This is a genomic window from Paenarthrobacter sp. OM7, assembly GCF_029873575.1.
Classification (GTDB): Bacteria; Actinomycetota; Actinomycetes; order Actinomycetales; family Micrococcaceae; genus Arthrobacter.
In genome coordinates, this window is sequence record NZ_CP123579.1 from 4502022 (window position 1) to 4527871 (window position 25850).

Annotated in this window: 21 protein-coding genes; 10 read left to right on the forward strand and 11 right to left on the reverse strand. The window is 59.5% G+C overall.

Annotation, left to right across the window (positions count from 1 at the left end; genetic code table 11):
- Nucleotides 1-445: 445 nt before the first annotated feature.
- A complete protein-coding gene (locus tag QEH68_RS20810) occupies nucleotides 446-1159 on the forward strand; it encodes a TetR/AcrR family transcriptional regulator C-terminal domain-containing protein (RefSeq protein WP_207595492.1) in 714 nt (237 codons plus the stop codon).
- 211 nt (nucleotides 1160-1370) lie between these two features.
- A complete protein-coding gene (treS, locus tag QEH68_RS20815; RefSeq protein WP_280624835.1) occupies nucleotides 1371-3662 on the forward strand; it encodes a maltose alpha-D-glucosyltransferase in 2292 nt (763 codons plus the stop codon).
- A gap of 65 nt (nucleotides 3663-3727) precedes the next feature.
- On the opposite strand, the gene QEH68_RS20820 is transcribed toward treS, so the two are convergent.
- Both QEH68_RS20820 and QEH68_RS20825 read right to left on the reverse strand, forming a co-directional pair.
- A complete protein-coding gene (locus tag QEH68_RS20820) occupies nucleotides 3728-4456 on the reverse strand; it encodes a hypothetical protein (RefSeq protein ID WP_280624837.1) in 729 nt (242 codons plus the stop codon).
- The gene (locus QEH68_RS20825; RefSeq protein ID WP_280624839.1) at nucleotides 4449-4979 is read right to left on the reverse strand and encodes an RNA polymerase sigma factor; all 531 of its coding nucleotides are present in this window, start codon (nucleotides 4977-4979) and stop codon (nucleotides 4449-4451) included. Before QEH68_RS20825 ends, QEH68_RS20820 begins: the two co-directional genes overlap by 8 nt.
- Nucleotides 4980-5380: 401 nt before the next feature.
- Here QEH68_RS20825 and QEH68_RS20830 point away from each other — a divergent pair, with 401 nt between their 5' ends.
- Nucleotides 5381-5602, forward strand: coding sequence for a hypothetical protein (locus QEH68_RS20830; RefSeq protein WP_280624841.1), 222 nt, complete (start codon nucleotides 5381-5383; stop codon nucleotides 5600-5602).
- Nucleotides 5603-6051: 449 nt separating this feature from the next.
- Here QEH68_RS20830 and QEH68_RS20835 read toward each other — a convergent pair whose 3' ends face one another.
- From QEH68_RS20835 to QEH68_RS20845, 3 genes are all read right to left on the reverse strand, one after another.
- Nucleotides 6052-7560: an aldehyde dehydrogenase family protein gene (locus QEH68_RS20835; RefSeq protein ID WP_280624843.1), complete on the reverse strand. Its 1509-nt coding sequence runs from the start codon at nucleotides 7558-7560 to the stop codon at nucleotides 6052-6054.
- Nucleotides 7561-7627: 67 nt separating this feature from the next.
- The gene (locus QEH68_RS20840) at nucleotides 7628-8728 is read right to left on the reverse strand and encodes an NAD(P)-dependent alcohol dehydrogenase (protein ID WP_280624846.1); all 1101 of its coding nucleotides are present in this window, start codon (nucleotides 8726-8728) and stop codon (nucleotides 7628-7630) included.
- Nucleotides 8729-8824: 96 nt separating this feature from the next.
- Nucleotides 8825-9799 (reverse strand): AraC family transcriptional regulator, encoded by a 975-nt coding sequence (locus QEH68_RS20845; protein ID WP_280624849.1) that lies wholly within the window; start codon nucleotides 9797-9799, stop codon nucleotides 8825-8827.
- A gap of 1241 nt (nucleotides 9800-11040) precedes the next feature.
- On the opposite strand from QEH68_RS20845, the gene QEH68_RS20850 reads away from it, so the two are divergent.
- Complete coding sequence (locus QEH68_RS20850) at nucleotides 11041-11757, forward strand: GAP family protein (RefSeq protein ID WP_280624852.1); 717 nt, start codon at nucleotides 11041-11043, stop codon at nucleotides 11755-11757.
- Nucleotides 11758-11958: 201 nt separating this feature from the next.
- The gene (locus QEH68_RS20855) at nucleotides 11959-13314 is read left to right on the forward strand and encodes a DUF1254 domain-containing protein (protein ID WP_280624855.1); all 1356 of its coding nucleotides are present in this window, start codon (nucleotides 11959-11961) and stop codon (nucleotides 13312-13314) included.
- 448 nt (nucleotides 13315-13762) lie between these two features.
- Here the strand turns inward: QEH68_RS20855 and QEH68_RS20860 are convergent, their stop codons facing one another.
- The 3 genes from QEH68_RS20860 to QEH68_RS20870 all read right to left on the reverse strand — a co-directional run bounded on the left by QEH68_RS20860 (nucleotide 13763) and on the right by QEH68_RS20870 (nucleotide 16406).
- Nucleotides 13763-15106: a DUF1254 domain-containing protein gene (locus tag QEH68_RS20860; protein WP_280624858.1), complete on the reverse strand. Its 1344-nt coding sequence runs from the start codon at nucleotides 15104-15106 to the stop codon at nucleotides 13763-13765.
- Nucleotides 15107-15226: 120 nt separating this feature from the next.
- Complete coding sequence (locus QEH68_RS20865; protein WP_280624861.1) at nucleotides 15227-15901, reverse strand: GAP family protein; 675 nt, start codon at nucleotides 15899-15901, stop codon at nucleotides 15227-15229.
- Between the two features lie 79 nt (nucleotides 15902-15980).
- Nucleotides 15981-16406 (reverse strand): hypothetical protein, encoded by a 426-nt coding sequence (locus tag QEH68_RS20870; protein WP_280624864.1) that lies wholly within the window; start codon nucleotides 16404-16406, stop codon nucleotides 15981-15983.
- Between the two features lie 518 nt (nucleotides 16407-16924).
- Here QEH68_RS20870 and QEH68_RS20875 point away from each other — a divergent pair.
- Nucleotides 16925-17302, forward strand: a complete 378-nt coding sequence (locus tag QEH68_RS20875; protein WP_280624868.1) for a phage holin family protein — start codon at nucleotides 16925-16927, stop codon at nucleotides 17300-17302.
- 5 nt (nucleotides 17303-17307) lie between these two features.
- Complete coding sequence (locus QEH68_RS20880) at nucleotides 17308-18144, forward strand: mechanosensitive ion channel domain-containing protein (RefSeq protein ID WP_280624871.1); 837 nt, start codon at nucleotides 17308-17310, stop codon at nucleotides 18142-18144.
- On the opposite strand, the gene QEH68_RS20885 is transcribed toward QEH68_RS20880, so the two are convergent.
- From QEH68_RS20885 to QEH68_RS20895, 3 genes are read right to left on the reverse strand one after another with little or no spacing between them, the layout of a single operon-like run.
- Nucleotides 18135-19826 (reverse strand): SulP family inorganic anion transporter, encoded by a 1692-nt coding sequence (locus QEH68_RS20885; RefSeq protein ID WP_280624875.1) that lies wholly within the window; start codon nucleotides 19824-19826, stop codon nucleotides 18135-18137. The two genes, QEH68_RS20880 and QEH68_RS20885, sit on opposite strands and share 10 nt — an antisense overlap.
- Before the next feature lie 13 nt (nucleotides 19827-19839).
- Nucleotides 19840-20103: an SHOCT domain-containing protein gene (locus tag QEH68_RS20890; protein WP_280624879.1), complete on the reverse strand. Its 264-nt coding sequence runs from the start codon at nucleotides 20101-20103 to the stop codon at nucleotides 19840-19842.
- A gap of 48 nt (nucleotides 20104-20151) precedes the next feature.
- On the reverse strand, nucleotides 20152-20583 hold the full coding sequence (locus QEH68_RS20895) for a hypothetical protein (protein ID WP_280624883.1): 432 nt from the start codon (nucleotides 20581-20583) through the stop codon (nucleotides 20152-20154).
- 114 nt (nucleotides 20584-20697) lie between these two features.
- Here QEH68_RS20895 and QEH68_RS20900 point away from each other — a divergent pair, with 114 nt between their 5' ends.
- The 3 genes from QEH68_RS20900 to QEH68_RS20910 all read left to right on the forward strand — a co-directional run bounded on the left by QEH68_RS20900 (nucleotide 20698) and on the right by QEH68_RS20910 (nucleotide 25336).
- Nucleotides 20698-21828 carry an AI-2E family transporter gene (locus tag QEH68_RS20900; protein WP_280624886.1) on the forward strand — a complete coding sequence of 377 codons (1131 nt, stop codon included), beginning with the start codon at nucleotides 20698-20700 and terminating at the stop codon, nucleotides 21826-21828.
- A gap of 62 nt (nucleotides 21829-21890) precedes the next feature.
- Nucleotides 21891-22385: a DUF1269 domain-containing protein gene (locus QEH68_RS20905; protein ID WP_280624888.1), complete on the forward strand. Its 495-nt coding sequence runs from the start codon at nucleotides 21891-21893 to the stop codon at nucleotides 22383-22385.
- 329 nt (nucleotides 22386-22714) lie between these two features.
- Nucleotides 22715-25336: a LuxR C-terminal-related transcriptional regulator gene (locus QEH68_RS20910; protein WP_280624891.1), complete on the forward strand. Its 2622-nt coding sequence runs from the start codon at nucleotides 22715-22717 to the stop codon at nucleotides 25334-25336.
- Nucleotides 25337-25850 lie beyond the last annotated feature (514 nt).

The following is a 25850-nucleotide window of genomic DNA, read 5'->3' on the forward strand; positions in this document are numbered from 1 at the left end:
CACAGGCCGGGCAGCTACCCGGGGGCAGTCACTGCTGCGGCTCTCTCTGGTGCGGTAAGCGCCAGGTGCCGCTGCCATGGGTGGGGATTCGTCGTGGAACTGGTGTTGCCCGGAACGTGCCATGCGCGGCTCTTTCCGCTCAAGTGACCTTGGTTCCGCCGTAGGGCAACGGCGGCTGGGCCTCCAGACCTTGCACAGGGGATCTGGAGGGGGCCGGAAGGGCGCTCTCGCGAATCCGGAAGGAAACATCATGGCCGGTTCCCCTGGGCTCTGGGGCCTCATACTGAACCGTCTACATCATCTGACTACATTGTAGACAGTACACGTAGACTACTGAATAGACAATGCATATTCACTACAATGTAGACTGTTTCTGTAGTGGCTGATAGCCGCTGCTTCCCTCCTCAAGGAGGTCCCGTCTCAAAGCATCCAACAGGAGGAAACCATGGCTCCGGCAACGAAACCCCTGGCCGAGGCGGTACCGGGCAGGAAGCAGGCGCTCAGCCGGGAGTTGGTTTTATCCACCGCACTGGCCTTGGTGGACGCTGAAGGACTCGACGCTCTCACCATGCGACGGCTCGGGCAGGAACTCGGCAGGGACCCCATGGGCCTGTACCGCTACGCCAAGAGCCGGACAGAACTGCTGGACGGAGTCACCGAACTGGTCTTGAACGAACGGACCATCTTTCCGGACGACCCGGACTGGCAGGGCCAACTCCGCCGGATCGCCCACGACCTGCGCCTGATAGCACTCCGACACCCCAATGTCGTCCCCCTCCTGGTCACGCGCCCCCTATCCACCCCCATGGGACTTCGCCCGGTCGGCACCCTGCGCCCCCTCGAACAGATCCTGGACTTACTCATTGAGGCCGGGTTCGCCCCTTCGGACGCCCTGCACGTCTATCGCGCCTACTACGGTTTCCTCTACGGCCACATCCTGAACGAACTGCAGGAATTCATCGTCGACCCTGACGAGGACGAAGCTCTCCTGCGCCTCGGCCTCCACCGCCTGCCCGCCAAGGAATTCCCGCGCCTCCGCGCGATCGCCCCGCTCCTGGCCGACTATGACGGTGAAGACGAGCTCGATGAAGGCATCACCATCCTCCTTGCCGGCCTCTCCGCTCGCCTCACGGAACCCACGCACCAAACCCAGGCGTGAGCCCTGTCCGGGAACCGGAACTCTATACGTCCGCGCCAGGGCGGCGCGTCAAACCGGCACCTCATCACGAGACTTACTTGTTCCAGGGTTAGACAAACGGCAGGCTCCCCCGACTAGCATGAATAGTCCGGGCAAGCCCGGGTACGTGACCTCTTGAACGACCCCCCTCGGACGGTCGGCGTTGACGCGGCGACCACGTAAGGAGACAACTGTGCGGGAGCCTGCAGTCAACACGAGCGTGTCAGAAATCAGCGAAACTCCAGAAGAAAATCCGGAGGAGACGCCACAGGAAACGCCCGATGAAATCGCAAGCGAACCGGCGGAAATCACCTTTGACGAGCAGTTCTACCCGGCCCGGCCCAAGGCGCTCCGGCCGATCGCCCGAAGGCGCCAGTTCTTTGCCGCCCGGCCCTCCTTGGAATTCGACGGCCTGAACTCAACCTATGTGGACTGGCTCAGGAACCAATCCATGCTGGGTGATGCCAACACCATGGCCCGCCAGTTGTCCGGGCAGGCCAGCATGTGGCAGAACTCGTACGCCAGGCCCAACCCGCGCGCAGCCGTTGAGCGTTCACCTGTCTGGTTCACCGCCTACCCGCTGTCCTTCATCACCAAGGATGGCCAGTCCTTCCTTTCGGCGCTGGGTGATCCCGAGCTCTGGGATGCGTTCAGCAAGATTGGCATCCGTGGGTTGCACACTGGCCCTGTGAAGCTGGCTGGCGGCATCCGTGGCTGGTCGCAGACACCCAGCGTGGACGGCCATTTTGACCGCATTTCCATGGCGATCGATCCGGCGTTCGGGACGGAAGAAGAGTTCCGTCAGATGTGCGAGGTCGCCAACGAGCACGGCGGCACCATCATTGACGACATCGTCCCCGGGCACACAGGCAAGGGCGCGGACTTCCGGCTGGCTGAGATGAACTTCCGGGACTACCCCGGCATCTATCACATGGTGGACATCCCCGGGGAGGACTGGCACCTTTTGCCGGACGTTCCCGAGGGCGAGGACTCGGTGAACATCAGCCCGGCCGCTGAGGAAGCCCTGCAAAAGGCGGGCTACATCATTGGGCGGCTGCAGCGGGTCATTTTCTACGAACCCGGTGTCAAGGAAACCAATTGGAGCGCCACCAAGCCCATTATCGACACCACGGGCAAGACCCGACGCTGGGTGTACCTCCACTACTTCAAGTCCGGCCAGCCGTCCATCAACTGGCTGGACCCAACGTTCGCCGGCATGCGCCTGGTGGTAGGTGACGCACTGCATTCACTGTTGGACCTCGGCACCGGTGCGCTGCGGCTTGATGCCAACGGCTTCCTGGGCGTCGAAAAGAGCGCGGAAGAGGAGCCGGGATGGTCGGAGGGCCACCCGTTGTCCGAGGCGGCAAACCAGCTGATCGGCTCCATGATCCGCAAGGTGGGCGGGTTCTCCTTCCAGGAACTCAACCTCACTATCGACGACATCAAGGCCCAGTCAGAATCGGGCCCCGACCTCTCATACGACTTCATTACCCGGCCCGCATACCACTACGCATTCGTCACAGGCGATACCGAATTCCTGCGCCTGACCCTGCGCCTCTCCATGGAGATCGGGGTGGACCAGGCCTCTTTGGTCCACGCCCTCCAGAACCACGACGAACTGACCTATGAGTTGCTGCACTTTGCCGCCGGGCACAGGGACGACGTTTTCGAGCTTGGCGGTGAAGAACTGACCGGAGCCGAAGTTGCGGAGAAGGTGCAGGAGACCCTGCGGGAACGTCTCACGGGCGAGAATGGGCCCTACAACGCACTGTTCACCACCAACGGCATCGCTTGCACCACGGTCAGCTTCATCATGGCCGCGCTGGGTATCAAGGACCAGGACGCCATCACCCCTGAGCAGGAAGCCCAGGTACTGGACGCCCACGTGCTGTTGTCCATGTACAACGCGCTGCAGCCGGGCGTCTTCGCACTCTCGGGCTGGGACCTCACCGGCATCACGGCCCTGGACCGCGAAACCGTCAAGGAACTCACGTCGCAGGGTGACACACGCTGGATCAACCGTGGAGCCCACGACCTCATGGGCACCAGCCCGGACGCGAAGACCTCGCTGGCCGGCATGGCCCGTGCCCGCAGCCTCTACGGTTCCCTGCCCGAGCAGCTCAAGGATTCACGCTCCTACGCTCGCCGCCTCCAGCAGATCCTCACAGTGCGGGAGGAGTCGGGCATTGCCACCAGCACCTTGCTGGACGTGCCGGACGTTTCCAACCGGGGACTGCTGGTGATGGTCAACCAGCTGGCCGACGGAGCTCTCCAGGTAACGGTCCTGAACTTCTCGGACCAGGACATTGCAGGCAGCATCCAGTCCTCACACCTCGTGCCCGGAGCTACCGTGCATGACTTGTTCAGCGGCGAGGACGTCGGCCAGGTGGACGACCTCCACAGCTTCTATCTCGAGCTGCCGGCCTTCCAGGGCACGGCCCTGCTGTTGAAGGACCCGGTTGTTGAGGAAGAGTCCGCCGAATAGGAAGCACGACGTCGGCGCTCACGGTGAGTGCCGACGTCGTGCTTGGCGTTGCTGCCGGCCAGAGATCAGGGCTGGAAGCCCCAACTTTGAACCAGGAAAGCCTCGCCAGGGCGGCCGCACTCCCCGAGGTCCACTTGGCCTGGGGTGAGTCCGCCGCCGAACGCAAGGTCGTCGCCGATATTGACGGGCGTTCCGTCGGGGAGAAGTACCCCCGACTCAGTAAGGGTCGTTCCGAAGGGGAACACCAATCCATCGGCGATGCCGTCCGCTCCGATGCGGGCGATACACCCGCCGCTGTTCAGACCCAGGGTTCCCGTGGCGAGCGCTTCCATGAAGACGTCCACGTCTTCATCCGTGGAAACAGCGGCCTTTTTGCCGTTGCCACCGGTAATGATCCTGGCGTTCCCCGTTGCATCTTTGAGCCCCGTAATCTCCGGCAGGGGCGAAAGCTCAGGCGGGTTCAACGCGTCATTTTGCGGTGCACTGCCACTCTGTGTGGCCGCCGGAGCCCCCTGCAGAACCACCTCGGTCGGCGCGGAGAATGTGACGAGGACGCCTACAACAACTGCAGCGGCCGCCGCCAACAACCCGAATCCGGCCATCACCCGCCGCCGGCTCCCGGTGGGCCGTTGATGGGAATCTCCGATGGACCCACCCACGGCAAGCTGCTCGGCGTCGGTAGCCATCACCGCCAAACTCATTTCCCGGCTGCGGGCCAGTTCATCTTCCGTCACCGCAAGGGCGGGATCGGCCGCGGTCAGGCGATCCAGGGTGGACATGTCGTTGTTACGCATTTCTGGGATCCTCCGTGATGTGGTCTGTACGAAGCAGGCTGCCGAGTTCCTTCCGTGCCCGGTGCAGACGCATCCTGACGGCCGTAGCGGTGACATCGAGCAGGTTTGAGACCTCGGCGGAACTGAATCCGTCCCAGTACGTCAGGAGAAGGACCTCGCGTTCCTCGGGCTTGAGACGGTCCAGCGCTTCCCTCACCAGTCCGTCGTCGGATCCCAACTCAGCCGTCCGCTGCCGCTCCAACTGCTGCGTGAGGTTCTGCGAGCGGACGGTCGAACGGTAATGATTCCGGAGGACGTTGCGGGCAATGCCAAACACCACAAGCACAGAGAGTTCCTGGTCCTGTCGGGACTTTTCCCACGCAATCCGGAACACGTCTGCGGTGAGGTCCTCGGCCGTGGACGCACCCTCCGTTCGGCGCCGGAAATAGCGGTATACCTTGTCATGGCACGCGGCGTGGGCCGCCAGAAAATGCTTCTGCCTGGCCAACTCCACGCGATCCCCCTGCTCCGTTTGCAAGCTCATACCCCGTTAATGTCCGGCAATCGAAAAAGTGTAACGAGCCCTGGGAAAAGACACGGAAAGCACGACGTCGGCACTCACGGTGAGTGCCGACGTCGTGGTTTGGCGTTGCTGCCGGCCAGAGATCAGGGCTGGAAGCCCCAACTTTGAACCAGCAAAGCCTCGCCAGGGCGGCCGCACTCCCCCAGCACCAGGTCCCCGGAATAGCCACCTCCAAACGCGAACTCCTCGCCAATGTTCAGGGGTGTGCCATCGGGAAAAACAACGCCGGTCTCGGTGACAGTTGTCCTCGCGGGGAAGGTGAGTCCACCCGGCCCGCCGTCCGCGTGACATCAGCAAAACACCCCCCGTTATTGAGGCCGAGTTTTCCCGTATTGAGTGCGTCCATATGTTGGTTTGAGTTTTTGTCTTTGGAGACAGCCGCCGGTGGCGACATCGGCCTCGAAGACCGGCCCCCGGACATCCGCCATGGTGGGCCCCGGCGGGACCTCAGACGAGCCCGTCTTGAGCGCGATATCAGGCTGCGTGGCCGCCGCGCGGTCCCCAAGACCCCCGTACACGAAATGGCACATCGACCCGAGGCCGACGTATCCGGCTTGTTCATTACTGCCGCTTCCACCGGTTAGAGACTCAGCCTCAGTTCCCGGCCGTATGGCGGTCTGAATCGCCAGACCATTAACGCCGTCGAATACAACGGGCAAGGAGGTGTCCGCCGATTCCCATCGTCCGCGGCAACAAAGACCGACTCGACCCCTTCACGTGGAGCCTCGTACTACATGACGCCGTAGGGAAGAGCTACGGTCGGTGGCTTCTACCAGCTCAAAGGAGCCGACCACGGCGGGCCGACAATTTGAAAGAAACATCATGGACATCGCCGATACGCTCTTCCGCGCCCACATATGAAGGAAGTAGTGTCGCCATGCCTGCCAGGAAGGACTCAGTGACGGTCCGAGGCCTTCCTGGCGACAGCAGGCTGGGGCCGTCCAGGTTCCAAGGAAGCGAACTGTGGGAGGTGATTCGCCCTCACGGTAACCGTGTAGGACCGTGGAAGGCCCGGCGCCAACACGATCACTATTTATGGCGAGGGTACGAACCAAGCGTCACTGGGTTCGTTCTGTAGAGTGATCGATTTGAGGTGGGTATACATGTTGAGCGTCTCGTGGCAGTACTCGCTCCCTATCCCGCTCTCTTTGAATCCGCCGAATGGTGACCCGGAGGCGAGGTTGAAGTACGAGTTGATCCAAACGGAACCAGCCTCCAGGCGGTCTGCCGTTGCCATCGCATTTTTAAGATTTGACGTGTAAACCCCGGCAGCGAGGCCATAACGGACATTGTTGGCTTCATGTATCATCTGGTCGAAGTCATTCCACCGGATCACGGTCAGAACGGGCCCGAAAATTTCCTCTTGGGCAATCACCATGTCGTTGGTTGCTTCGAAAATCGTGGGTTCGATGAAGTAGCCGTGTTCGTAGCCAGGTACGGCGACACGCTTGCCACCTGTGAGTAGTTTGGCTCCCTCGGCCAGGCCTTTTTCGATGTATCCAAGGACTCGGAGTCCTTGCTCTTCGGAAATGAGACCGGAGAGCGATGACGACGTGTCGTGGGCTGGTCCAACTTTGATGCGCTTGAAGGCGGCTACCATCTTGGCCATAAACTCATCGTAAATGTCGTCGTGCACGAAGAGTCGGGTCCCTGCCAGGCAGCTCTGACCGTTGCAGTAGAGCGCAGCGAACGATGCATTGTCAACGACCGAGTCAAGTTTGTCTGTGTCGGGAAAGACAATGTTGGGGCTCTTGCCGCCGAGTTCAAGTGACACTGGAACGAGGCGTTTGCCGCCGGCTACGGAGATCAAGCGCCCGACTTCGCTGCTGCCGGTGAATGCAAGTTTATCTACGCCGGGATGCGCGGTGAGCGCAGCTCCAGCTTCCTCACCCATTCCAGGGACGATGTTGATTACGCCGGGAGGGAAGATTTCGGCGATGAGTTTGCCAAGTTCAAGTGTGGACAGTGAGGCGTTCTCGTCGGGCTTGAGTACCACAGTGTTCCCGGCCGCGACTGCCGGGGCAATCTTGAAGGCGGCCATGATGGCCGGGACGTTCCAAGGGATGATCTGCCCGCAGACGCCGTAGGGCTCCCTCTTTGCAACTAGGTAGCCATTCGGAATGGGGCGACCCCAGCCCTCATGAGTGATCGTTGCAGCTGCGAAGTAGCGATATTGGTTGATGGCGAACTGGTGGTCCAGTGCGGTTTCGCCTACTTTCCTGCCGATATCCTGCGCGTCGATGAGAGCCAATCGAGGAAGGTTCGCTTCGACTGCGTCCGCTAGTTTCAGCAAGAGAGCCGCGCGTTCCTCGGCGGCTAAAGCTTTCCAAGCGGGGAAAGCAACCCGTGCAGCACGAACGGCTTCCTCGATCTCCGCCGATCCACAGCGAGCGATATCGGCCAGATGTGCCCCGGTTCCTGCGTCGAAGGCAGGAAATGAGGGCCCGTTTGCAGCGGTGAATTCGTTGTTGATGAACGCGCCATAAAAAGCGCTGATTCCGGTTGAAGCGGCCGCCGTGGCGTCCTGGGTATCAATACTCATAGGGGATTCCTTTTGAGAGTTGGTTTCAGTTTGGGCACTATAAGGGGTTCGGGACCTATCGGTTGGGTCAGAAGACCAGGACAGGTTTGACGGCTTTGAGGGCCTTGGCGTCATCGCAGGCAAGGTTAATGTCTTCGAAGGCGTAGCGGCTGATCAACTTGTCGAAGGGGAACCGGCCTTGCTTGTAAAGCTCGATGAGTTGAGGGATGAAGATTTCCGGGACGCTGTCGCCTTCACAAATGCCTCGAATCGTGCGGCCAAAGATGAGGTTGTTCATGTTGATTGCTGCTGTGGTGCCCATTGGAGAGGCGCCAATTGTTCCGCAAACGCCGGTCACCATAAGGATGTCGACCGCCTGCACAAGGACGTCGGGCCGCCCGGTAGATTCGATGGTGTACATGAACCCCTCGGGTGCAACCAGCCCGAGGTCAGCCATGAGGTCCGTTGAACGGGCGTCGATCACGTGAGTGGCGCCCAGTTCCTTGGCCAGCCGAAGCCGGGCGGGGTCCACATCCACCGCCGCGATGGTCGTTGCTCCGGCGACGACAGCGGCCATAACGGCGCTGAGCCCTACACCCCCGGCACCGAAGACTGCAATACTTGATCCTGCCTCGACCTTGAGTGAATTCAACACGGCTCCTGCACCCGTTTGGATACCGCATCCGAGCGGTCCAAGGATTGCCAAGTCCACCTCGGGGTCGACCAGGACAACATTGCGTTCAGCGCATAAGGCGTAGCGGGAGAATGAACTTTGCCCGAAGAAGTGCGCAGCCACGTCCTGGCCATTATCGGTTAGCGCGGTTGTGTCATCAAGAAGCCGACCCTTGAAGTTCCAGTCGTAGTAGTACAGGCAATACGAGGGAAGGCCTCGAAGGCAGTTGCGGCACTTCGCGCAGGACGCGAAACCAAGAACAACGTGATCTCCTACGCGCACTTTCGTAACGTCACTGCCGATTTGGCGCACTATGCCGGCCCCTTCGTGGCCAAAAACGGCGGGGAAAGATACGGGAAAGAATTGCTGTTGCATGATGATATCTGTGTGGCAGACGCCCACGGCGCTGACTTCCACGATGACTTCATTGGGCCTGGGCTCCCGCAGCTCCAAGTCACGAATTTCGAACGGCGCGTCCTTCTCCAAAACGACTGCGGACCGGGTAGTCAGCGGCATGGTGCCTCCTTGCGATAGGGAATACCACAACGGTGACACGCCTCACAGTCGAGTGCTATCCGCAATCCGACACGAAGGGCCGAAAAACGACTGAGACTAGTTCCGGGCGAGGGTGGCCGAGGGCGACTCCCCGAACCTCTGGCGGTAGTAGCGGGCAAACCTGCCAGGATGGTAAAAACCGTGAGCAGACGCGATGTCAGTTACGGAAGTACCTCGGTCAGCCTCTTCGAGCATTCGCCGAACGCGGTTGAGTCTTTTGCTCCTGAGGTACTGCGCGGGGCTGACATCAAATGCCTCCCGAAATGCTCGCTCTAGGCTGCGCGCGCTGACCTGCAGCCTGGCTGCTACGTCGGCAACGTGCAAGAGTTCGTATTCGGGGAGAGAATCGATGAGAGCGACTGCCTCGGCAGCGAGACCGGCCACAGGCCGGTCCCTGAAGCCGAGCAGGTGGGAATAATTATGCGGATGCCTATGCAGGAGCAGATCCATGGCTAGTTGCTGGAGATATCCCAGCCCGGAGGAGGATAGAGCCCTGCGATTTGAAGACATGGTCATGATTTGCGACCAAGACACTTCGAGGTCCGGAGAAAAGCTTTGCAGATCAAAGCGAACATTGGCATCCAAACTAGTTCCCAGCAGCTTCTCGCAGTGAGCTCGGACGTCTGCAGGGTCCAGTCGTAGAGACGTCTGCATGAAGATGGCATCAAAAGAGAACCGGGTTGGCTGATCGCCGGTGACGGCTACAGTTTGACCTGCTATCCATCGTCTTTCCCGGCCAGGTTGGCGCACCGAGGCTGTGCCCCTGACTGCGTGCATAACCAGAATGAGGTCCTTTAGATCACTTGCATCGACGTCAGCCGTTGCGCCGTATTCGAGGCCGACGTGAGCAAAACCATGGCTCACGTCGGCCCGAAGCCGAGTCGTTGCGGCAGCGGTACGTTTATCCAGGCGCAGCTGATGGGGGCAGTAAACCCGGCTTACTGCTGTAATAGCTTCGTCCCGATCACTTGTGCTGACTTGGATCACGATTACTTCTTCCTTCGGGCGCAACCAAATAGATGCGGCGGCCATTCGCCCACGCCCTTAGCGAAACTCCGCCGCTATGTACACCTTCGCTAGCTCCCTGCTACGGAGCAATGTCGTGCCGTCCGTGGTCGTATTGCTGTGCCTCCTCTCAGCAGCAACAGCAGTCGGAGCAGGTACGGTGTCAAGGCCAGTACGCCTGCCTGCTGGACGGTTATGTCTTTCGGGGTGTTTGGTGTGTGGGCGAAGAAGCATCTACGACGTGTGGCGGCAAACCTTGATACAGCGTCGTATCGAGGAGGAACGCAGGGTTTAGCGGGTGGTGCATTACCATCCCCATGATACGGGCATGGGGTAAGCACTGGCCGTTAATGCCCGGGGCTTTTGGATGCGCATGCCGTGCGGGCAACGACGGGCGCTGGATGGCATCCAGGGTCGCCACCTGCGTCAAGAAGTTGCCCCCGAGCGCCTGGTTGCGTCGTCAGAGATGTGACCAGTGCAGAAGGGGGATCTTTCTGAGCAAGGCTGGAGTCAACTTCGTCGAGAAGGGCGGTCACATGCAAGAAGTGGCTGCGAAGGTCACTGGGATGAGGCGGCCGCTCCACCAGGCCGTCACCGACAAGGCGGTCGACAAGCCGTCGTGCAACTCCCACGGTTATAGGGAGCAACCGGCAGCGTCCTGAACGCGTGCACCGCCCTGCAATTGGTCGACTACGCTCAAACTCTCCGACCTAAGCAGTGACGCGGTTCCACCCGATCCCTGCATTCGCTGCTCCACGCGTGACCAGGATCGCGTCGTTTTGGAAGTCGACTCAGCGAATATCGGAACCCATCTGGAAAAGGCGGCGCCTGGCGAGGGTTCTTTATCCTTGATCGGTCAAGGCAGGCTTTCGAGAGTTTTTCTTGTTCTCACCCCGAGAGGGTGAGTGAGGGAGCGTTCACGGGCATCAGAATAAGGTCATTACAGAACACAACAAAAACCCTGGAGCGAACAATACCGGACTCAGTCGGGCCGATAACTTGGCAGAAGAACGGGGATGGGAAGCCCGAGAGGCGGTCACGTCTCGCTGCCCACACGGCAGACGGGCCTCCCAACACGATTGGCTGGGAGTGTGCGAAAGACTGAGGCTAGCCGTGACCGTTTGTGTTCTTGGGCGGCTCTATGTAGTGCAGTGGCGCGTCAGGGTGGAGAGGAACGGTAGGTATGGCCGATTTGAGGAGAACAGACATCGAGCCGCTCTTGATTGACACAATGCCTCTCTGCAATGGCCTTCAGAAGGGAGGACGTCGTGGCTGAGCTTATCTGGGAGCTGGTCCCAGTCGTTTTTGGGATCGTTGCCAGTCCTCTGGCCATCATTGCTTTGGTAGCGGTCCTGCTGTCCAAGAGGCCCAAGTTGAATGGGACGATGTATCTTTTTGGGTGGATTCTCGGCGTGTCGATCGCGCTTAGTGCATCGTACGCTGTGTTTGGATACTTTGAATTGGAAGCACAGCGGGAACCGCCGCTGTGGGTACCTTTTGCTCGACTGGTACTCGCAACTGTCCTCGTCGCGGGAGCCGTTTGGACCTACCGGCGGGCCCATCGACGAACTCTGAAGATGGCTTCAGCGAGGTCACCAATGGAAATAGCTGAGGCAGCGCCTCAACTGCCCGGCTGGCTGCAGGCCGTGGAACATTTCTCTCCGGGCCGCTCGTTCCTCCTCGGGTCAGGCATCTTCTTGCTCAATCCTGTGAATATGTCCTGCGCCATCGTGGCTTCTCTCGATGTGAGGCTCGCGGAAGTAGGCAGTAGCGCGTCTATGTGGGTGTTGATCGTTTTCGCCGTTATCAGCATTTCGCCTATGGCAATTCCCGTAGTTTTGGTCGCTGTAAAGGGTCGAGACGCAGAACCTTTTCTTAACGGAGTGAGGGGCTGGATCGCTTCCCACAACACGACTCTCACTGTTGTTTTACTGGCAATGGTGGCCTTCATGCAGGTGCAAAAAGCCATTCCTTTCCTCTTTTGAGCAGGTCAGTGCGCCTGTCGAGAGCAGGATGACGGGACTCAAACGCTCCCCGAGGTGAGGTCAGCGGGCGGAAGGAGAATCCAGTTGTTTTTGCTATGGTTGCCGCCACTTCGAGTCCGACAGGCACTCGAGAAAGAGTTCAGAACCCCACCCCCAATATCGCACTAGTCAGTACATTCCAAGTACAGAACAGGAGTCACTATGAGCAAGGATCCAGGTTTAGAGAAGTCGCCGGTTGAACTGGCCACCGAGGCTTTCGTTTACGGTTTCCCGCTCGTTTTCAATCTGGAGCAGGTATGGCGGTACGTCCACACCGGTGTAGGTGCGAACCCGGCCGCACCATTTAACACCTTCAGCCATGCTGGGCAACTCGCCGGGCCAGAAGATCGGTTTGTCACCATTAACAACGACACTGTGTACTCGATGGCACAAATCGATCTGACGGCGGGCCCACTGGTTCTCGATGTGCCTGACACCGGGAATCGTTACTATGTCCTTCAATTTGTGAGCGCGTGGACGGAGAACTTCGCATACGTCGGTAAGCGGGCGACCGGAACAGCACCCGGCCGGTTCTTCCTTGTTCCTCCAGGATGGAACGGTACTGTGCCCCAGGACGCCACCGTCATCCGTTTCCCCACGGCTGTCGCATCAATCGTAGGACGGTGGGCGGTCAACGGCGACGCCGATCTGGCAGTCGTGCGGGAGCTCCAGGCTGCAACCCTCTTAGCTCCCTTGGACAGCTCCGATTCTCGGGCTGGGGCGGGATTGCCCATGGTCGATACAAGCTCCTTAGAAGAGGCCCTCGCGTTCTGGGAAAAATACCGCGTTTACTCGCAAACATTCGCTCCTCCAAGTCGGGACTTGCTACTGCACAATAGCTTCGCCCCCTTGGGCCTCACGGGGGATCGACCAATAACCAAGCTGCCCGACGACGACCAGGAGATCCTGCGGGCAGGCTATGACGCCGGGCTGGAATTACTGGAGGCGACCCTCCGGAACAGTTATGTGAAAGAAGTCAATGGGTGGCAGCTACCGATACATGTGTTCGACTACAACCTTGATTCCTTTGAAGTCGGCACCCTAAACACTGCGGAGTGGCGCTTGGAGGATCCGGACCGTCGTCTCATCACAAGAGCATCTGCCGCCCTTGGTGGGCTGTGGGGCAACCACGCATACGAAGCGGCGTATTTCCCGAGCTACGTCGATCAGCACGGTAAGCAACTATCGGGTGAGCATGACTACACGCTCACGCTGAACCCACCTCCACCCAACGCGGCATTCTGGTCCCTGACCATGTACGACGTTCCCAACTATTACCTCGTAGCTAATCCTGAGGAGCGTTACTCCGTCGGGGACCGCACGCCCGGTCTTCGGTGGACCGATGACGGAGGGCTCACCATATACATCAGCGCCACAGAACCGGTGGATCCCGTAAACCGGGCAAACTGGCTTCCCGCTCCCGCCGGCGCCTTCCGTCCGATGTTGCGAGTCTATATTCCGGGGAAGAGCGTTCTCACAGGTGCTTACGTCCTTCCACCCATCGTGAAGGTTCGCTAGCCGACGGCACAGCTGTCGATGCGCTGGTAAATCCAGCCCGGCGCAGACGGTAAAGAGCCCGGTGGCCGTGACGTTGGTCTATTCACGCATTCCTGATGCGGCCAGCGCCCGTGCCCGCAGCGCCGATCCCTCCAAGATCAAACGGAAGGTATGGGAAGCTGTTGCAGGCTTGGCAAGTGCCTGACGGCAAGGCGCCCGTGGCGGCACTTCATCTTGGCTGCAGGAAATGTGTCAACCAGGTGTCGATGGTCCTGTCGCGGTGGAATGGTCCGTCTTCGAGCTCAAGGCTTCCTGTCCGGCTCTGCCGGCGTTGTCAGGCCTGGGCTGGTTTGCTGCGGTTCTTTTGCCAGACGCCTGTCTAGAGCCGTCAACAGGGCTGTTATTCCCCCGATCCAGACAACTGCTAGCAGGAGGACCAGCCCCATCGACGCCATGAAGGCCATGTCGCTCAGGTAGCCCGGACGACGGGTTCGAAGACGTAGGTGCCATCAAGGACTGCGTCAACGGGCAGATAGATGCGGAACATGAGGTAGAAATTTTTTCCTGCAGGAGAGGGCAGCCAGTTGGCCGGTCGGTCGGGTTTTGTGGCGCTGATGGTTATGGTCAAGCTGCCGTCGGCGTCATAGATGAGGTTTTTGTCCCTATCGCCGATCTTGTAGATGTTGTGAGGGTTATCGAAGAAGTATCCATCCATGTCGTACAACGTCAAAGAGGTGAATCCCAGTGATCGTACCGGTCGGATGCCGGCCGGCATCCGCCAGGTGTAGGAATGATCCCCGTTCAAGGGACCGCCTTGAGGGTCCCTGTAGAGCGTGGGATACAGGGCCTCTTCTGGTGGGAGTGCCCCGTAATAGAGGTAATTGGTCCAAGCGCGCAAGAGGTATTGCTCGCCGTAGAAAAGCCTTCCAGTGTTTCCCTTGTCGCGTGCGGCCGCGGACCAGCCCCATCCGTTGGAATTGAAGAATGAAACTCCCATAGTTTCGGCCTGTGACTGGTCCGCTGCGAAGTCGGCCAGAAACTTCCAGGACGCGGCTGTTTCTGTCAGTAAGAGTTCCCGGTCTGCGGGGTCGCGGGGCATCGTGAAACCGGCTTGGGTCAGCCCGATAGGCTCAAAGGAAGCCAGCTGGTCTCGTTGGCTCTCGGGGACAGGGGCGCCGGCCAGTATCTCGCCGGCTCCTACCCAGAATCCCTCCATGTCATTGCGACTGTCGACGAAGTTGTATTGCGGCACGGGCTCCGGATGGGCGAAGTCCATCAGTGGGGTATGGACGCCCTGAAGCCAGTCCTCTAGTGGATCGACCACGAATTGGTCTTGAATAGCCCGCACAGCGGGCAGGTCGTCCTCGTCAGCGACCAGGATCCGTCCAAGCATTGAACCGATAAGCGACGGTGAGCGAAGTTCCGTCAATCCCTGAGGAATTTCACCGTCGTAGCCAGGAGGGGTAAGAAGGAGGTTCAGGGGCCCGTAAGTCTTTGTGCGCGTGCCATATGAAGCAAAGACGTTCGTGAACGCATCATAGAAGGGCAAGACGAAATACCGATTTTCGGGAATTCCCGGAGTTTGCACAACTAGAGGTCCAGCGCTCAGGTCATAAGCGAACACTGTGTAGACCGTGTCCGTGTTCGGGGAGGGCACTGCACGGAAGGTCGCGTCAGCGAGCCCACGGAACGCCATCAAACGGTTGGCTGGGCCTTGGTAAGCCTTCTGCAGCGAAAATTGCCGGTACACCTCTGCAAGCGGCTGCGCATAAATGAACGCCTCACGTACCAGGTCCTTACTAAAGTTCGTCACTCTGTAACCCCGTCTTCTGTAATTTGCGCTTCCCACACCGGCCTGGCCGTTCGACCGATGAATATTGATTTGCCATTGTTCTCATTAGGGCTTGTGTTCGGCGGCCTCCCCGGGGCCCTTTCAGAAGTTGGATATGCCCTTGCCGATGACGGCGGTCCCAATAACGACCAGCAAGACGGACATGATCGTGCTGTTGCTGTCCACGAGCCATGTGCGCATCTTTTCCAGCCCGTTCGCCATTCGGGAACCAGCGAGCAGATATGCAACGACAGGCGCCAGGACGGTAATGGCCCCGACCACGGTGAAGAACCCTATCGCGGTGATTGTTCCTCCTGTGTTCAGGCCTGCATTAGCAATAGTTGCCCCTGCCGGTATGGCGAGAAGGAGGTTCTTCGGGTTGGCCGCCGAAAGCAACAGTCCCAGGCCAACTGCCCTTCCGGCAGTCATCGACTCAATGGCGCTCATCCATTTCGGCAGCTCGGCCCGTTGGCCAGGAGCTGGCCGGCTTCGCCATTGTTTGACGGCCAGCAGAAGCAACAGGGCGCCCGAAAGGATCTTGATGATGCCAGCTATGGGCGCAGGGCCCGCGTCGGGCCCTGATTCGGGCAGCAACGCCGATAGAAACGTGAACACGGTGACAGGGACAATGATTCCCGTCAGCCACCCCAGAAGGAAGCCCACGCTTGTGCTGCGGGCCTTGGGTGAGAGCAGCATCAGGATCGCCCCGATGATCGGCACAGGGCTGACGGCGATTCCGACGGCCAGGGGTAACAGGTCACCTATGACGGGTCCCATGAGGGGTTGCTCCGTTCAGCTGTTCGGACTGATTAAATGAGTGCGGCAGGGGGTTTCTTCGGCCAGCGTTCGGGGCCGATCAATTGCATTTGATGTCGGCTGTTGCGGAGTCCTGAGCCTGCTGCAGCTTGGTCAGTTCCTGCTTTACCTCTGTGGCGGCAACGGTCAAAGAAGTTTCGTCGTTGAGGTTTTCGACCTTCTCATCGAAGGTCTTCCAGGCGTTCTCCATGTCTTTCTTGCGGTCGGCTTGAACATTTGACAGCGCGCGGTTGAGGTCTTCGTAGTTCTTCTTGATGTTTTCTCGAGCTGATTTGTACTCTGCCACCGTCGAGCTGCTCGTGAGGTTTGTTTGGGCATCCTTCACTGACTGGGTGAGGGCCGCCCGTGCGCTGCATGCTGCTTGGGCATTCTGGTCCGGTGAGGGTGAGGAGCATCCGGCCAGGGCAGCAGAGAGGCCGAGGGCGGCGGTTGCCAGCAGCCATCGGGGGGTTGATGTCGATGCCATTGTGTCCCTACTTTCTAGTTCGTGTCAGTTCGTTTCCGCTTTGCGGATGGTTCCTGGGGAGGGTGATTGGTTACTGGTATTCGGATGGTGGATTTGTGAGTAGCTCTCCGGTGTGTGGCGATTTTTCCCGTCGTTTGCCGCAGGTTGCTGCAGCACCGCCGGGTTTTCCACGTCCGGTTCGTTGGGGTCGGTGGTCCGGGAGCCATCTGAAACCAAGTTTGATGCCCGGCTTTGTAAAGTCACTCACCCTCCCGGGGTGAGAATCACCGGTCGAGCAGCATTGGCGAGCCGTTTGTAAAAGCGGATCTGTCACTGCCTACCCCCGGGTTCGCAGAGCGGGTCCCGGGTCGCAGCGGAAAACTCACGGGAAGGCGGCGGAGTGGGCGGGAGACTTTTGTTCACCTGCGGGGGGTGATGCCGTCAAGGTCGCCGCTGTCCATAGTCGGAGGTATCGGCTGCCGGCCAGGGACCGTGGGGCAGGGGAGAGGAAGGGGACGGGTGTGCGGTGGATTCAGAGGATGCTTCTGCAATGGCTGGTCCTGACAACAGTCCTGGTCCTTACGGCCCTCATCATCCCCAGCGTGAGCATCACTGGTGGACTCTTGGGGCTTGTCGCTGCGGCTGCGGTTTTTGGACTCACAAATGCGCTTATAGGACCGTTGTTGAGGTTGCTGACGCTGCCCTTGTCGGTGGCCACATTTGGTGTCTTCGCCCTTGTAGTGAATGGTCTTTTGTTGGGCCTGGCTGCCGGGCTGAGTCGTTTCCTTAGCGTTGGGGGGCCGGTTGCGACCATCGTGGCGGCACTGGTTGTGTCGGTTTTTAGTTCCCTCGGGTACTGGCTCATCGACAGAAACCTTGACCGCGGGGCCGCCGGACACCGGCACGGCGGAAGCTAGATCGCATGCCGTTGACCACGTCTGATCTTAATAAGCTGCTCACGTCCTCGGCGCTGAGCGGATGGGACATCCTTCTTGCCCTGGCCTCGGTGGTGGCAGGATTGGTCGCTTCTGTCTATGCCAGGCGGGCGGTCCACCATTTACTGGGCCAGCTTCAGGGGTTGTCACCAACAGCTAAAGCGCTGGGGAGCCGAGCTGTGCAATACTCCGTTCTGCTGGTTGGGATCGGGGTTGCCGCGACATTTCTCGGGGCATCTGTTCAACCGGTAATTGCCGTCACATTGACCGTCGTCACCGTTTTGGTGCTGGCGCTACGGGGCATTTCAGCGAACTTCGCCGCGGGGGTTGTCCTGCAGACGCGTCGGCCCTTGTCAGTTGGGGATGAAATTGAAGTTGGCGACTACATCGGCAGGGTTCTCGAGCTGAACGGTCGGTCGGTTGTCATCCTTACACGCGATGGCAGAACGATTCATGTGCCCAATGTGTTGTTACTGGAAGGCCCCCTGGTCAACCACTCCGAACACGGGTACCGCCGCACCGGGATACAGGTCCGCTGCACGGCCGGCGTGGAGGAGTTCGATCGCCTGCGCATCCTGATTGAAGAAGAAACGGCGGCCGTTCCAGGGGTGAGTGAGAAGCCCAAACCCAGCGTGCTCCTCGTGACCTCAGCACCCGGGGTCCTGACATTGACACTTCGATTTTGGCATGCACCGTTGGCCGCACCGATCCTGACCTCGCAAGTGGTTCATGCTGTCGGTGCTGGCCTGAACAATGCGCAGGTGGATGCCGTCGTGACGTCAAACATTCCTGACCCCCCGCTGACGCCTCCCCTTCAGTTCTGAACCTCAGGAGACGGCGGGACCAGGACGAAGCCTTCGTTCGTGAGCATTTCTTGGAGGTTTGGCCGGACTCCTTCGAGGCGCAGGCTGGCGCCGTGTTCTTCCAACCGGTCTCTGGCCGCCGCGAGGGCTTCCAGGCCAGTGGTGTCGATGTCGGTTAGGGTGCTGCAGTCGAAGAGGAACGACGATGTTTCCCCGTCCGGATCAGGGGACTCGGTGAGACGTTTGACGGAATCGGTGAACCTTGCAGCATTAGCGAAAAACAGTGGCCCGATGACCCTGCCGACTACGGCAGACCTGCCTTGTGAAGGGGGAACGGGGGAGGTTTGAGCCAGATTGTCCGGTTGAGGATCCCATGATCCCGTTGACGTGTTGAGGATCTCCACTGGTGTTGCGGCCGCGTTACGGGCAAGACCTAGCAGGGCGAGGAAAAGGGCCAAAAGAATACCTCGTATTGGGCCTATCAGGAGCACCCCCACGAAGCACACGATACCGACAGTGAAATCGTAGCGATGCCGGTGCCAGAGCATGCGGAAATCGGCAAACCCGACGAGCCGGATGACGGCCACTGCCACGATGGCCCCGACTGCAGGGGAGGGGATGTGTTCCAGCAGGCCTGTTCCGAAGATCATCAACAAAATGGTCAGAACCGCGGCGATGATGGCCGGGTATTGGGTGCGGGACCCGCCCTGTTCCATCGCGGCGCTGCGGGAGGCAGAGGATCCTATAGTGAAGCCGCCGGTGGTTCCGGAAGCCATGTTGGCAGCCCCGAGTGCGAAGAGGTCCTGGTTGGGGTTTGTAGTGTATCCGTAGCGGTCGGCGTAGCGTCGGGCCAGGAGCAGCGCTTCGGCCATCCCGACGATGGTCAGGGCGGCCGCGCTGGGAAACAGCCCCATCCATTCGGACCAGGAAAGGAGCGGCAGGTTGGGGACCGGTAGGCCGGCAGCTATTGGTCCCAGCACGCTGATTCCTGCACGCTGAAGCCCGAATACCGCAACGACCGCCGATGCCAGGACGAGGACAACCAGCGGCCAAGGAACTGCTCGGCTTATCCTTCCCCCTGCCAGCAGGACGAGCAGGCAACCTAGGGAAAGAAGCACCGCGGCGGGGTTCACGGTCCCAATGTGGGTTATGGCTTCGAAGAGTTTCCCCGCGAACTCGGGTTCCTCTACCCCCTTGAGTCCTAGCATCTTGACGACTTGGCTGAGCAGGACATTGAGGGCCAACCCGCCGACAAAGCCCGCCAGCATGGGTTCTGATAAGAACGAGACAATGGCCCCGAGCTTCAGTGCCCAACACAGCAGGAACAGCACCCCTCCGACGATGGCCTGGGCAGCGGCTACCTCAACGTAGTGCGGCGAGGTCAGTGTCGCGAAGCCGATGACCGAAGCTGCCACCAACGATGAAGCCGCCGCATCGGGTGAGACTACGAGTTGCCGGGTCGAGGCGAGAAGCGCGAAAACAATCGCAGGGAAAATCAGTGAATAAAGGCCGGCTGTTGGGGGCAACCCGGCGATCTGTGCGTACCCGATATTCAGGGGTACAGCGATTGCCGTCAGCGTAATTCCGGCTGTTATTTCTTGCCGCCAGCGGAACGTAGGAAGACGAACGAGCCCGGCACCGAGCTTCACCTGCCACGCCTGATTCTTCGGGTATCCCGCGGTGTCGACGGTCGACTGTTCCAAAGGTCGTGCCATCTCAGCTCAGCAACCGGGCCTTGGCTGCTGTGAACTCGGCCTCGCTCAACCCGCCGCTGCTGTGAAGGGTAGCCAATTGCTGTAAAGCGTTCAGCAGCTTGGTCTGCTTGTCGCCTGGAACCGGCCCTTCATCCGCTGCGTTGGGGTGGGACTGGGTCACATGGCGTGCTCCCTTGCGAAGCGGGGCACCAATCCTCTCATAGGGGTTTGTCACAGGCGCAAAGGACCCGAGAAGCCCTGGCCGGTCTGCACGATTGAAAGTCATTTTCAACTCCTGGGCGGGGGGACAGGCGGGACTAAAGCAGTTCATCTGTCAGCTGGCAGCTGTTTCATCGGCTTGAAAGGCCCTGACAGTTACGTCGTGGGGGATTCTGGCATGCAGCGGGGTGAACCCGTTAGCGTGCTCCACTTCCTGAAGTAGCATCCGCGCCCATCGATGCTCAATGACGGCGACCAGCGCGGTCTCCTCGGACCTGACGAATTGGACAACAAGGTTCAAGTCAGCCTCGCTGAGAAGGATCATGGGGCGGGGGTCGATGATCAGTTCGGACCATTCCGGTCCCAGCCCATCATCGAGGTCCGTGACCATTACAGAATCCGGATCTTTGCGGCTAACCAGAACGACGTCGATAAGCGCAACACCGCCGTATTGGACCGCGTCGCGGAGTGCTTCCACCACCCGTTGGCTTATTGCATGCTGCGGGAAGACGCAGACAATGACCTCCACGGGACCGACTTTCACCAAGGTCGCCTCCTCCGCTGCTCGGTGTTACCACTTGATCATCAGCCGTGAGCTCCGTCGGCATCCTCACCCAGGCAGGGTGATCTCTTTCAGTGATGCACCCCGAGACACTGAAGTGTGGAATCCGTACCTTCCAGGTCATCGACGCTCCCTCGGGCCGGCGCGATCCTCTTGTCCTTGGCCGGTGCCGTCATCGTACTGGGCGGCTTGAAAGCTGCCGCCGACATTGCAGCGCCGATGCTCCTGGCGCTGGTGATTTCTTTGGCGCTCGCTCCGCTGCGTGGCAGGCTCTTATCCCTCGGAGCGCCGGGTTGGCTGGCAACAACGGCTACCTTGTTCGTCCTGGTCCTCGTTTTCCTGGGGTTGGGATGGGCTTTTTTCCTTATGGCAACGCAATTGACAGAAATACTGCCCGGCTATGAGAAGCAGTTCAGTTCTCTCGTGGCGTCACTGACTGCGGCTTTGGAGAGCGCCGGCCTCACCGAAGGTGCCGTGGAAGCGCTCCGCGGATCGGTCCAGTTCGGTCACATCACAGCTTTTGTCCTGGAGATCCTGGGAGGAGCCGCGGCGATTCTCTCAAACCTGGTGTTCCTGATCTCACTTCTGCTGTTCATGAGCCTGGACACGCCAGGGTTCAGCAACGGATTCCGCCGTTTGGGTCCTCAGCACGCACGTATCGTGGAGCCGATGCGGACTTTTGCCCGGGGTACCCGCAAATACTTGGCAGTCTGCACTGGTTTCGGCGCCGTCGTAGCCTTACTGGACGTCGGATTGCTCTACCTGCTGGATATCCCACTGCCTTGGTTGTGGGGTCTCCTGGCATTCATCACCAACTTCATACCCAACGTAGGCTTCCTCATCGGCCTCATGCCCCCGGCACTCCTCGGGCTCCTGGAAGGAGGCCCCGCACGAATGATCATCCTCGTCGTGATCTACTGCGTGATCAATGTCCTGATCCAGACAATCATTCAACCCCAAGTCGTAAACAACGCTGTCGGATTGAACAACACCGCTTCCTTCCTATCCCTGGTCCTCTGGACATGGATCCTCGGTCCCATCGGAGCCATTCTCGCTGTCCCTATGACCTTGCTGTTCATCGCTGTCCTGGCAGGAAATGACCCCAGAAACAAATGGACAACCATCCTCTACGCCCCGGACACAGGACCAAAAAAACCATCCAGAACCAAACGCCCGAAGAACTCACCCACGAAGGGTGATACGCGTTCCCCGGCGAAAGGTCAGCGTTAGAGCTAGCTGACTGGTCAGCGCTGGTACTCATAAAGCGGGAATTCGTCTAGAAAGGAATGCCCATGGCAACTCTGTCAGTATGGAAGTTCGATGAAGTAGATGCCGCACAGCAGGCAGAACGGGTCCTGCTGGACCTGCAAACAAAGGGACTGATCCGTGTGCACGACGCAGCGGTGGTGTCCTGGCCGGAAAAGGCGAAAAAGCCAAAGACGAGCCAGTTGAACAACACGGTAGGCGCAGGGGCTCTCGGTGGTTCATTTTGGGGCTTCCTTTTCGGTTTGATGTTCTTTGTCCCTCTCCTCGGTGCGGCCGTTGGAGCGGCCACCGGGGCCTTCAGCGGGGCGCTCAGGGACGTCGGAATTGACGACACGTTCATCGACCGGGTTCGGGAAAAAATCAAGCCCGGCACATCAGCCCTCTTTGTCATGACCTCCCAAGCGGTCACAGACAAAGTCAGAGAAGCGTTCACCGGGACCAAGGGAGAGCTGTTGGAAAGCAACCTCAGCCACGTCGATGAAGAAGCCCTTAAGGTGATGTTCGATTCAGACGAAAACTAGCTAACTCTTCCGTCATCCACGCTGCTCCTGCAGGCAGGCGGGCTTTGGAGGTTGCTCCGCCTGACCTGCAGCACCGAAGGCAGAGCGCTGATCACCAATCCAAGAGACTGGTCCATAGAGGCGCCTGAGCCCGGACCGGTAGCCAAGGCGTAGCAACCTTGCGGATGTGGACGAGGCCCCAAGTCCGACACACTTGCTGGCCTCCCGGGCCTGGATAGGTCACACTGGGCTCACCAAAGAAAGCGGACTTTTCCCTCGGGATGAGTAGCCGTGGGAAATCTGAGGGGTATGGAATGCACATACACGATTTGACGGTTTTGAGAGACAAAGTGAGGCCGCCGAATGCGGCCGTTGACGAACTTCCACGCCCCCGCATCATTTCAACCCTTTCTCAGAAGCTGACAGCTGGCCGTGCTGTGGGGACCATCATCGGTCCCGAAGGGTACGGCAAAACCGTTACGGCCGCTCAATGGGTCCGGCACGCCGGCGCCCACACGGTGACGGCGTGGCTGTCCCTGGATCCGGGTGATGACGAGCCCGACCGCTTTTGGTCGCTTCTGACCAGCTCCTTTGGGTTTGCCCTCGGAGGCGCCGCCTTGCCGAGCCCGGATGTAAGGGATAACGCCTTCCTAGACACAGTGCTGATCCAGCTGTCCGATGTTCCGGGAACGGTGGTACTGGTGCTGGACGGGTGTCACCAACTACGCAATCCGAGCACCCTGCAGAATCTTGACTATTTGATTCATCACGCACCGGAGAATCTGAGGTTCCTCCTTGTTGGACGGGCGCTGCCACCGGTGCCCGAGCTATATAAACTTCACGCAGCAGAGAACGTTGTTGAAATCACCCGTGCTGACCTCAGTTTTCGCCGCAAAGAAGTAGCCTTGGCTACAAAAGCTACTCCGTTGAACATCGATGCCCTGCTGAAGAGCACTGAAGGTTGGCCGGCCGCTGTCATACTTGCTCTCCGCCACGCCGCTGTCGGCAATACCACCCCGGATGCAGCCGGCAACGATCCGCTGATGGAAAAACTCATCGAGCCACTCTTCACCTCCTATCCGAGGGATGTGCGGTGGTACATGACCGTCATGTCCGTGTTGGAAACGTTCACCGCGGAAGACCTCACCCACGCCTTCGTCGGGGCACATGGGGAAACACTTATTGAGACTGTCCGCACCCAGAGCGGCCTGTTGGGCTCAGAGACTGTCGCGGGTATCAAAACTTATCGCCTTCACCGACTCCTACAGCAATATTTGAGCACCAACGCCGACCCTGAGCTTTTGCCCGTTCGTGCACGGATGAGCCGGTGGTATCAGCAGACAGGTCGACATAAGGACGCCCTTCGCCACGCAGGTCGAAGCCAGGACCCAGCGTTGCTGCGTTCCTCGGTAAAGAACTCCGGACTCCCTCTGCTCTGGGCAGGCGAATTCACAACCCTTACAGCTTTGATCGATGAGATCGGACCTGCAACATCGGCGGAACTGACTCTGCTCAAAGCACAGGTGGCTTTCTTGACCGGCATCATGGAACCAGCCAAAGCGTGGCTCCAGAAATGCGCCGCAGCAGCGGACATCCCACAACTTGATCCGGTTTTCGAAGCACTGCACCACGTTTTGCGCGCCCAAATCTCACTGGCGGAAGGCAAGACTGAAGAGGCCCTCCGCACCCTCCAACAGCTACCCGATGCGCCCGATCCCGACATGGACCACTTCGTCACCCGGATCCGTGCCTCAGCTCTACTTGTCCTGAACCGTAACGAGGAAGCACGAGCAGAAGCCGAGTATGCAAAGGCCCTGGAAATCAGAAATCCCAACCCGGTCGTCGTGATTGACGCTCTTTCGCTCACAGCGGCAATCGACTGCACCCAAGAGCTCTTTCGTGGGGCGAAGGAAAACGCCGACCAAGCACTCCTCCAAGCGGAATCTGCAGGACTGCGTTACAACGCCCGAAGCAGACCAGCCCGGCTCGTGGCCGCGTGGTGCGCGTACCAGCAGCTATCCGATGCCGAAGCCGCCTACCACAACGCCTTCGTCGGGTTGGGGCCAACCGTGGCCCCCGCCATTGGACAGTCGTCGGCCAAGCTGGCTTTGATTCTTGACTGGCTCCAAGGGGATCAATCCAGCGATGAGACAGCATTGGAGTTACTCGACAGGGTACGGCATGACATGTCCCAAGAGGTGCCGCCCTGGGACGTTGCTATCAACGCGCTCCAGGTGTCAGAGATGTTGTTGACCCTAAAGAGGTACGATGCGTTGCATCAGTTGAACTTGGACTTGCGGAGGCATCAAGGCATCACCGGAGAACTGCACATCATCTCTGCGTGGAGACTCCTACGCACGAACCGCTTGGAGCAAGCCAGGAAACTGTTGGCTCCCGTCAACAAAGGCTTTGTTCAAAGCCAAAGCGCCCTCGGGCAGATCACCGGCCTGGCACTGGCCGCGCATATTGAACTTGAAGAGGAACGACCGTTCAAAGCAAGGGAATATCTTTTGGCTGCGTTGGAATTAGGAACGAGGCACGGTATTTCCCGGGGACTGCACTTCGCCGGGCCCCTCGTGCGGTCGGCCCTTTTCCGTGAGCGCCACCACTTCTTAGCTCACGAAGAACTGATCAGGACTCTGGAGCGGGCCACTACAGCCACCCCATCGGCAGGAACCACGCTGCTGACACAAAGGGAACGTCAGATGCTCGCGCTCCTCCCCACCTTCGCTACCACGCAGGAACTGGCCAATGACCTGCAAATATCCCCGAACACTGTAAAAACACACATCAAGGGCATCTACCGGAAGCTGGGCGTCACCAATCGACGCGAAGCAATCAAAGCAGCCGAACACTTAGGACTCCTTAGACGCCACAGAACGCCAGAACGACGATTGCTCTCCAAAGGGGCGAGTGAACACAGGTTCGGCGCACACGGCCCTTCCCAAAACGAACACCAAGTCGAGCTGTAAGACAGCCAATGGCCCACACCCGTTCCGGTTGCTGTGTGAGCCTGTTGATGCGTCTCCCCTACGGTGTAGGCCTCTGTTCGCCGACGCCGGCATCCGCCGTCAGGATCACTTTCACTCCTAAGTCCCAAGTGCGTTAGATCAGTGAAGGTGCGTCCGTTCCAGCCAGTGAGCAGTACCGAGACCTTGCCGCTGGGCCGGAGGTCCGCCGACGGTGAGCTCTGGAAAGCGGGCGAGGGGACCACCACCCTGGTGCGCGCATTAACTGTCGGGATCCGCAGGACATAGGTCCCTTGTGGATGGATACTCCGAAGAGCTGGCCTATCACCGGATCGGGATACCGGGAACTTCGACCATCACACCTCAGATCAGGGACTACCCCGAATCAACAGAAGCAGGGGCAGTCCCAGATGCAGGCGACTGGTTTACGGCCTGAAGCAGGCTAAGTAAGAGTTCTTCGGTCTTAATCGACTTCAAGCCGTGCGGAGCGCCGCATAAAGGACCCTGTCGGCCTTTT

Bases quoted from the DNA above. Each gene is read 5' to 3' on its own strand.
- QEH68_RS20855 (WP_280624855.1), top strand. From the start codon at position 11,959: ATGAGCAAGGATCCAGGTTTAGAGAAGTCGCCGGTTGAACTGGCCACC.
- QEH68_RS20820 (WP_280624837.1), bottom strand. From the start codon at position 4,456: ATGCGTAACAACGACATGTCCACCCTGGATCGCCTGACCGCGGCCGAT.
- QEH68_RS20835 (WP_280624843.1), bottom strand. From the start codon at position 7,560: ATGAGTATTGATACCCAGGACGCCACGGCGGCCGCTTCAACCGGAATC.
- QEH68_RS20870 (WP_280624864.1), bottom strand. From the start codon at position 16,406: ATGGCATCGACATCAACCCCCCGATGGCTGCTGGCAACCGCCGCCCTC.
- QEH68_RS20865 (WP_280624861.1), bottom strand. From the start codon at position 15,901: ATGGGACCCGTCATAGGTGACCTGTTACCCCTGGCCGTCGGAATCGCC.
- QEH68_RS20845 (WP_280624849.1), bottom strand. From the start codon at position 9,799: ATGGCCGCCGCATCTATTTGGTTGCGCCCGAAGGAAGAAGTAATCGTG.
- QEH68_RS20890 (WP_280624879.1), bottom strand. From the start codon at position 20,103: ATGACTTTCAATCGTGCAGACCGGCCAGGGCTTCTCGGGTCCTTTGCG.
- QEH68_RS20825 (WP_280624839.1), bottom strand. From the start codon at position 4,979: ATGAGCTTGCAAACGGAGCAGGGGGATCGCGTGGAGTTGGCCAGGCAG.
- QEH68_RS20810 (WP_207595492.1), top strand. From the start codon at position 446: ATGGCTCCGGCAACGAAACCCCTGGCCGAGGCGGTACCGGGCAGGAAG.
- QEH68_RS20840 (WP_280624846.1), bottom strand. From the start codon at position 8,728: ATGCCGCTGACTACCCGGTCCGCAGTCGTTTTGGAGAAGGACGCGCCG.
- QEH68_RS20880 (WP_280624871.1), top strand. From the start codon at position 17,308: ATGCCGTTGACCACGTCTGATCTTAATAAGCTGCTCACGTCCTCGGCG.
- QEH68_RS20875 (WP_280624868.1), top strand. From the start codon at position 16,925: ATGCTTCTGCAATGGCTGGTCCTGACAACAGTCCTGGTCCTTACGGCC.
- QEH68_RS20905 (WP_280624888.1), top strand. From the start codon at position 21,891: ATGGCAACTCTGTCAGTATGGAAGTTCGATGAAGTAGATGCCGCACAG.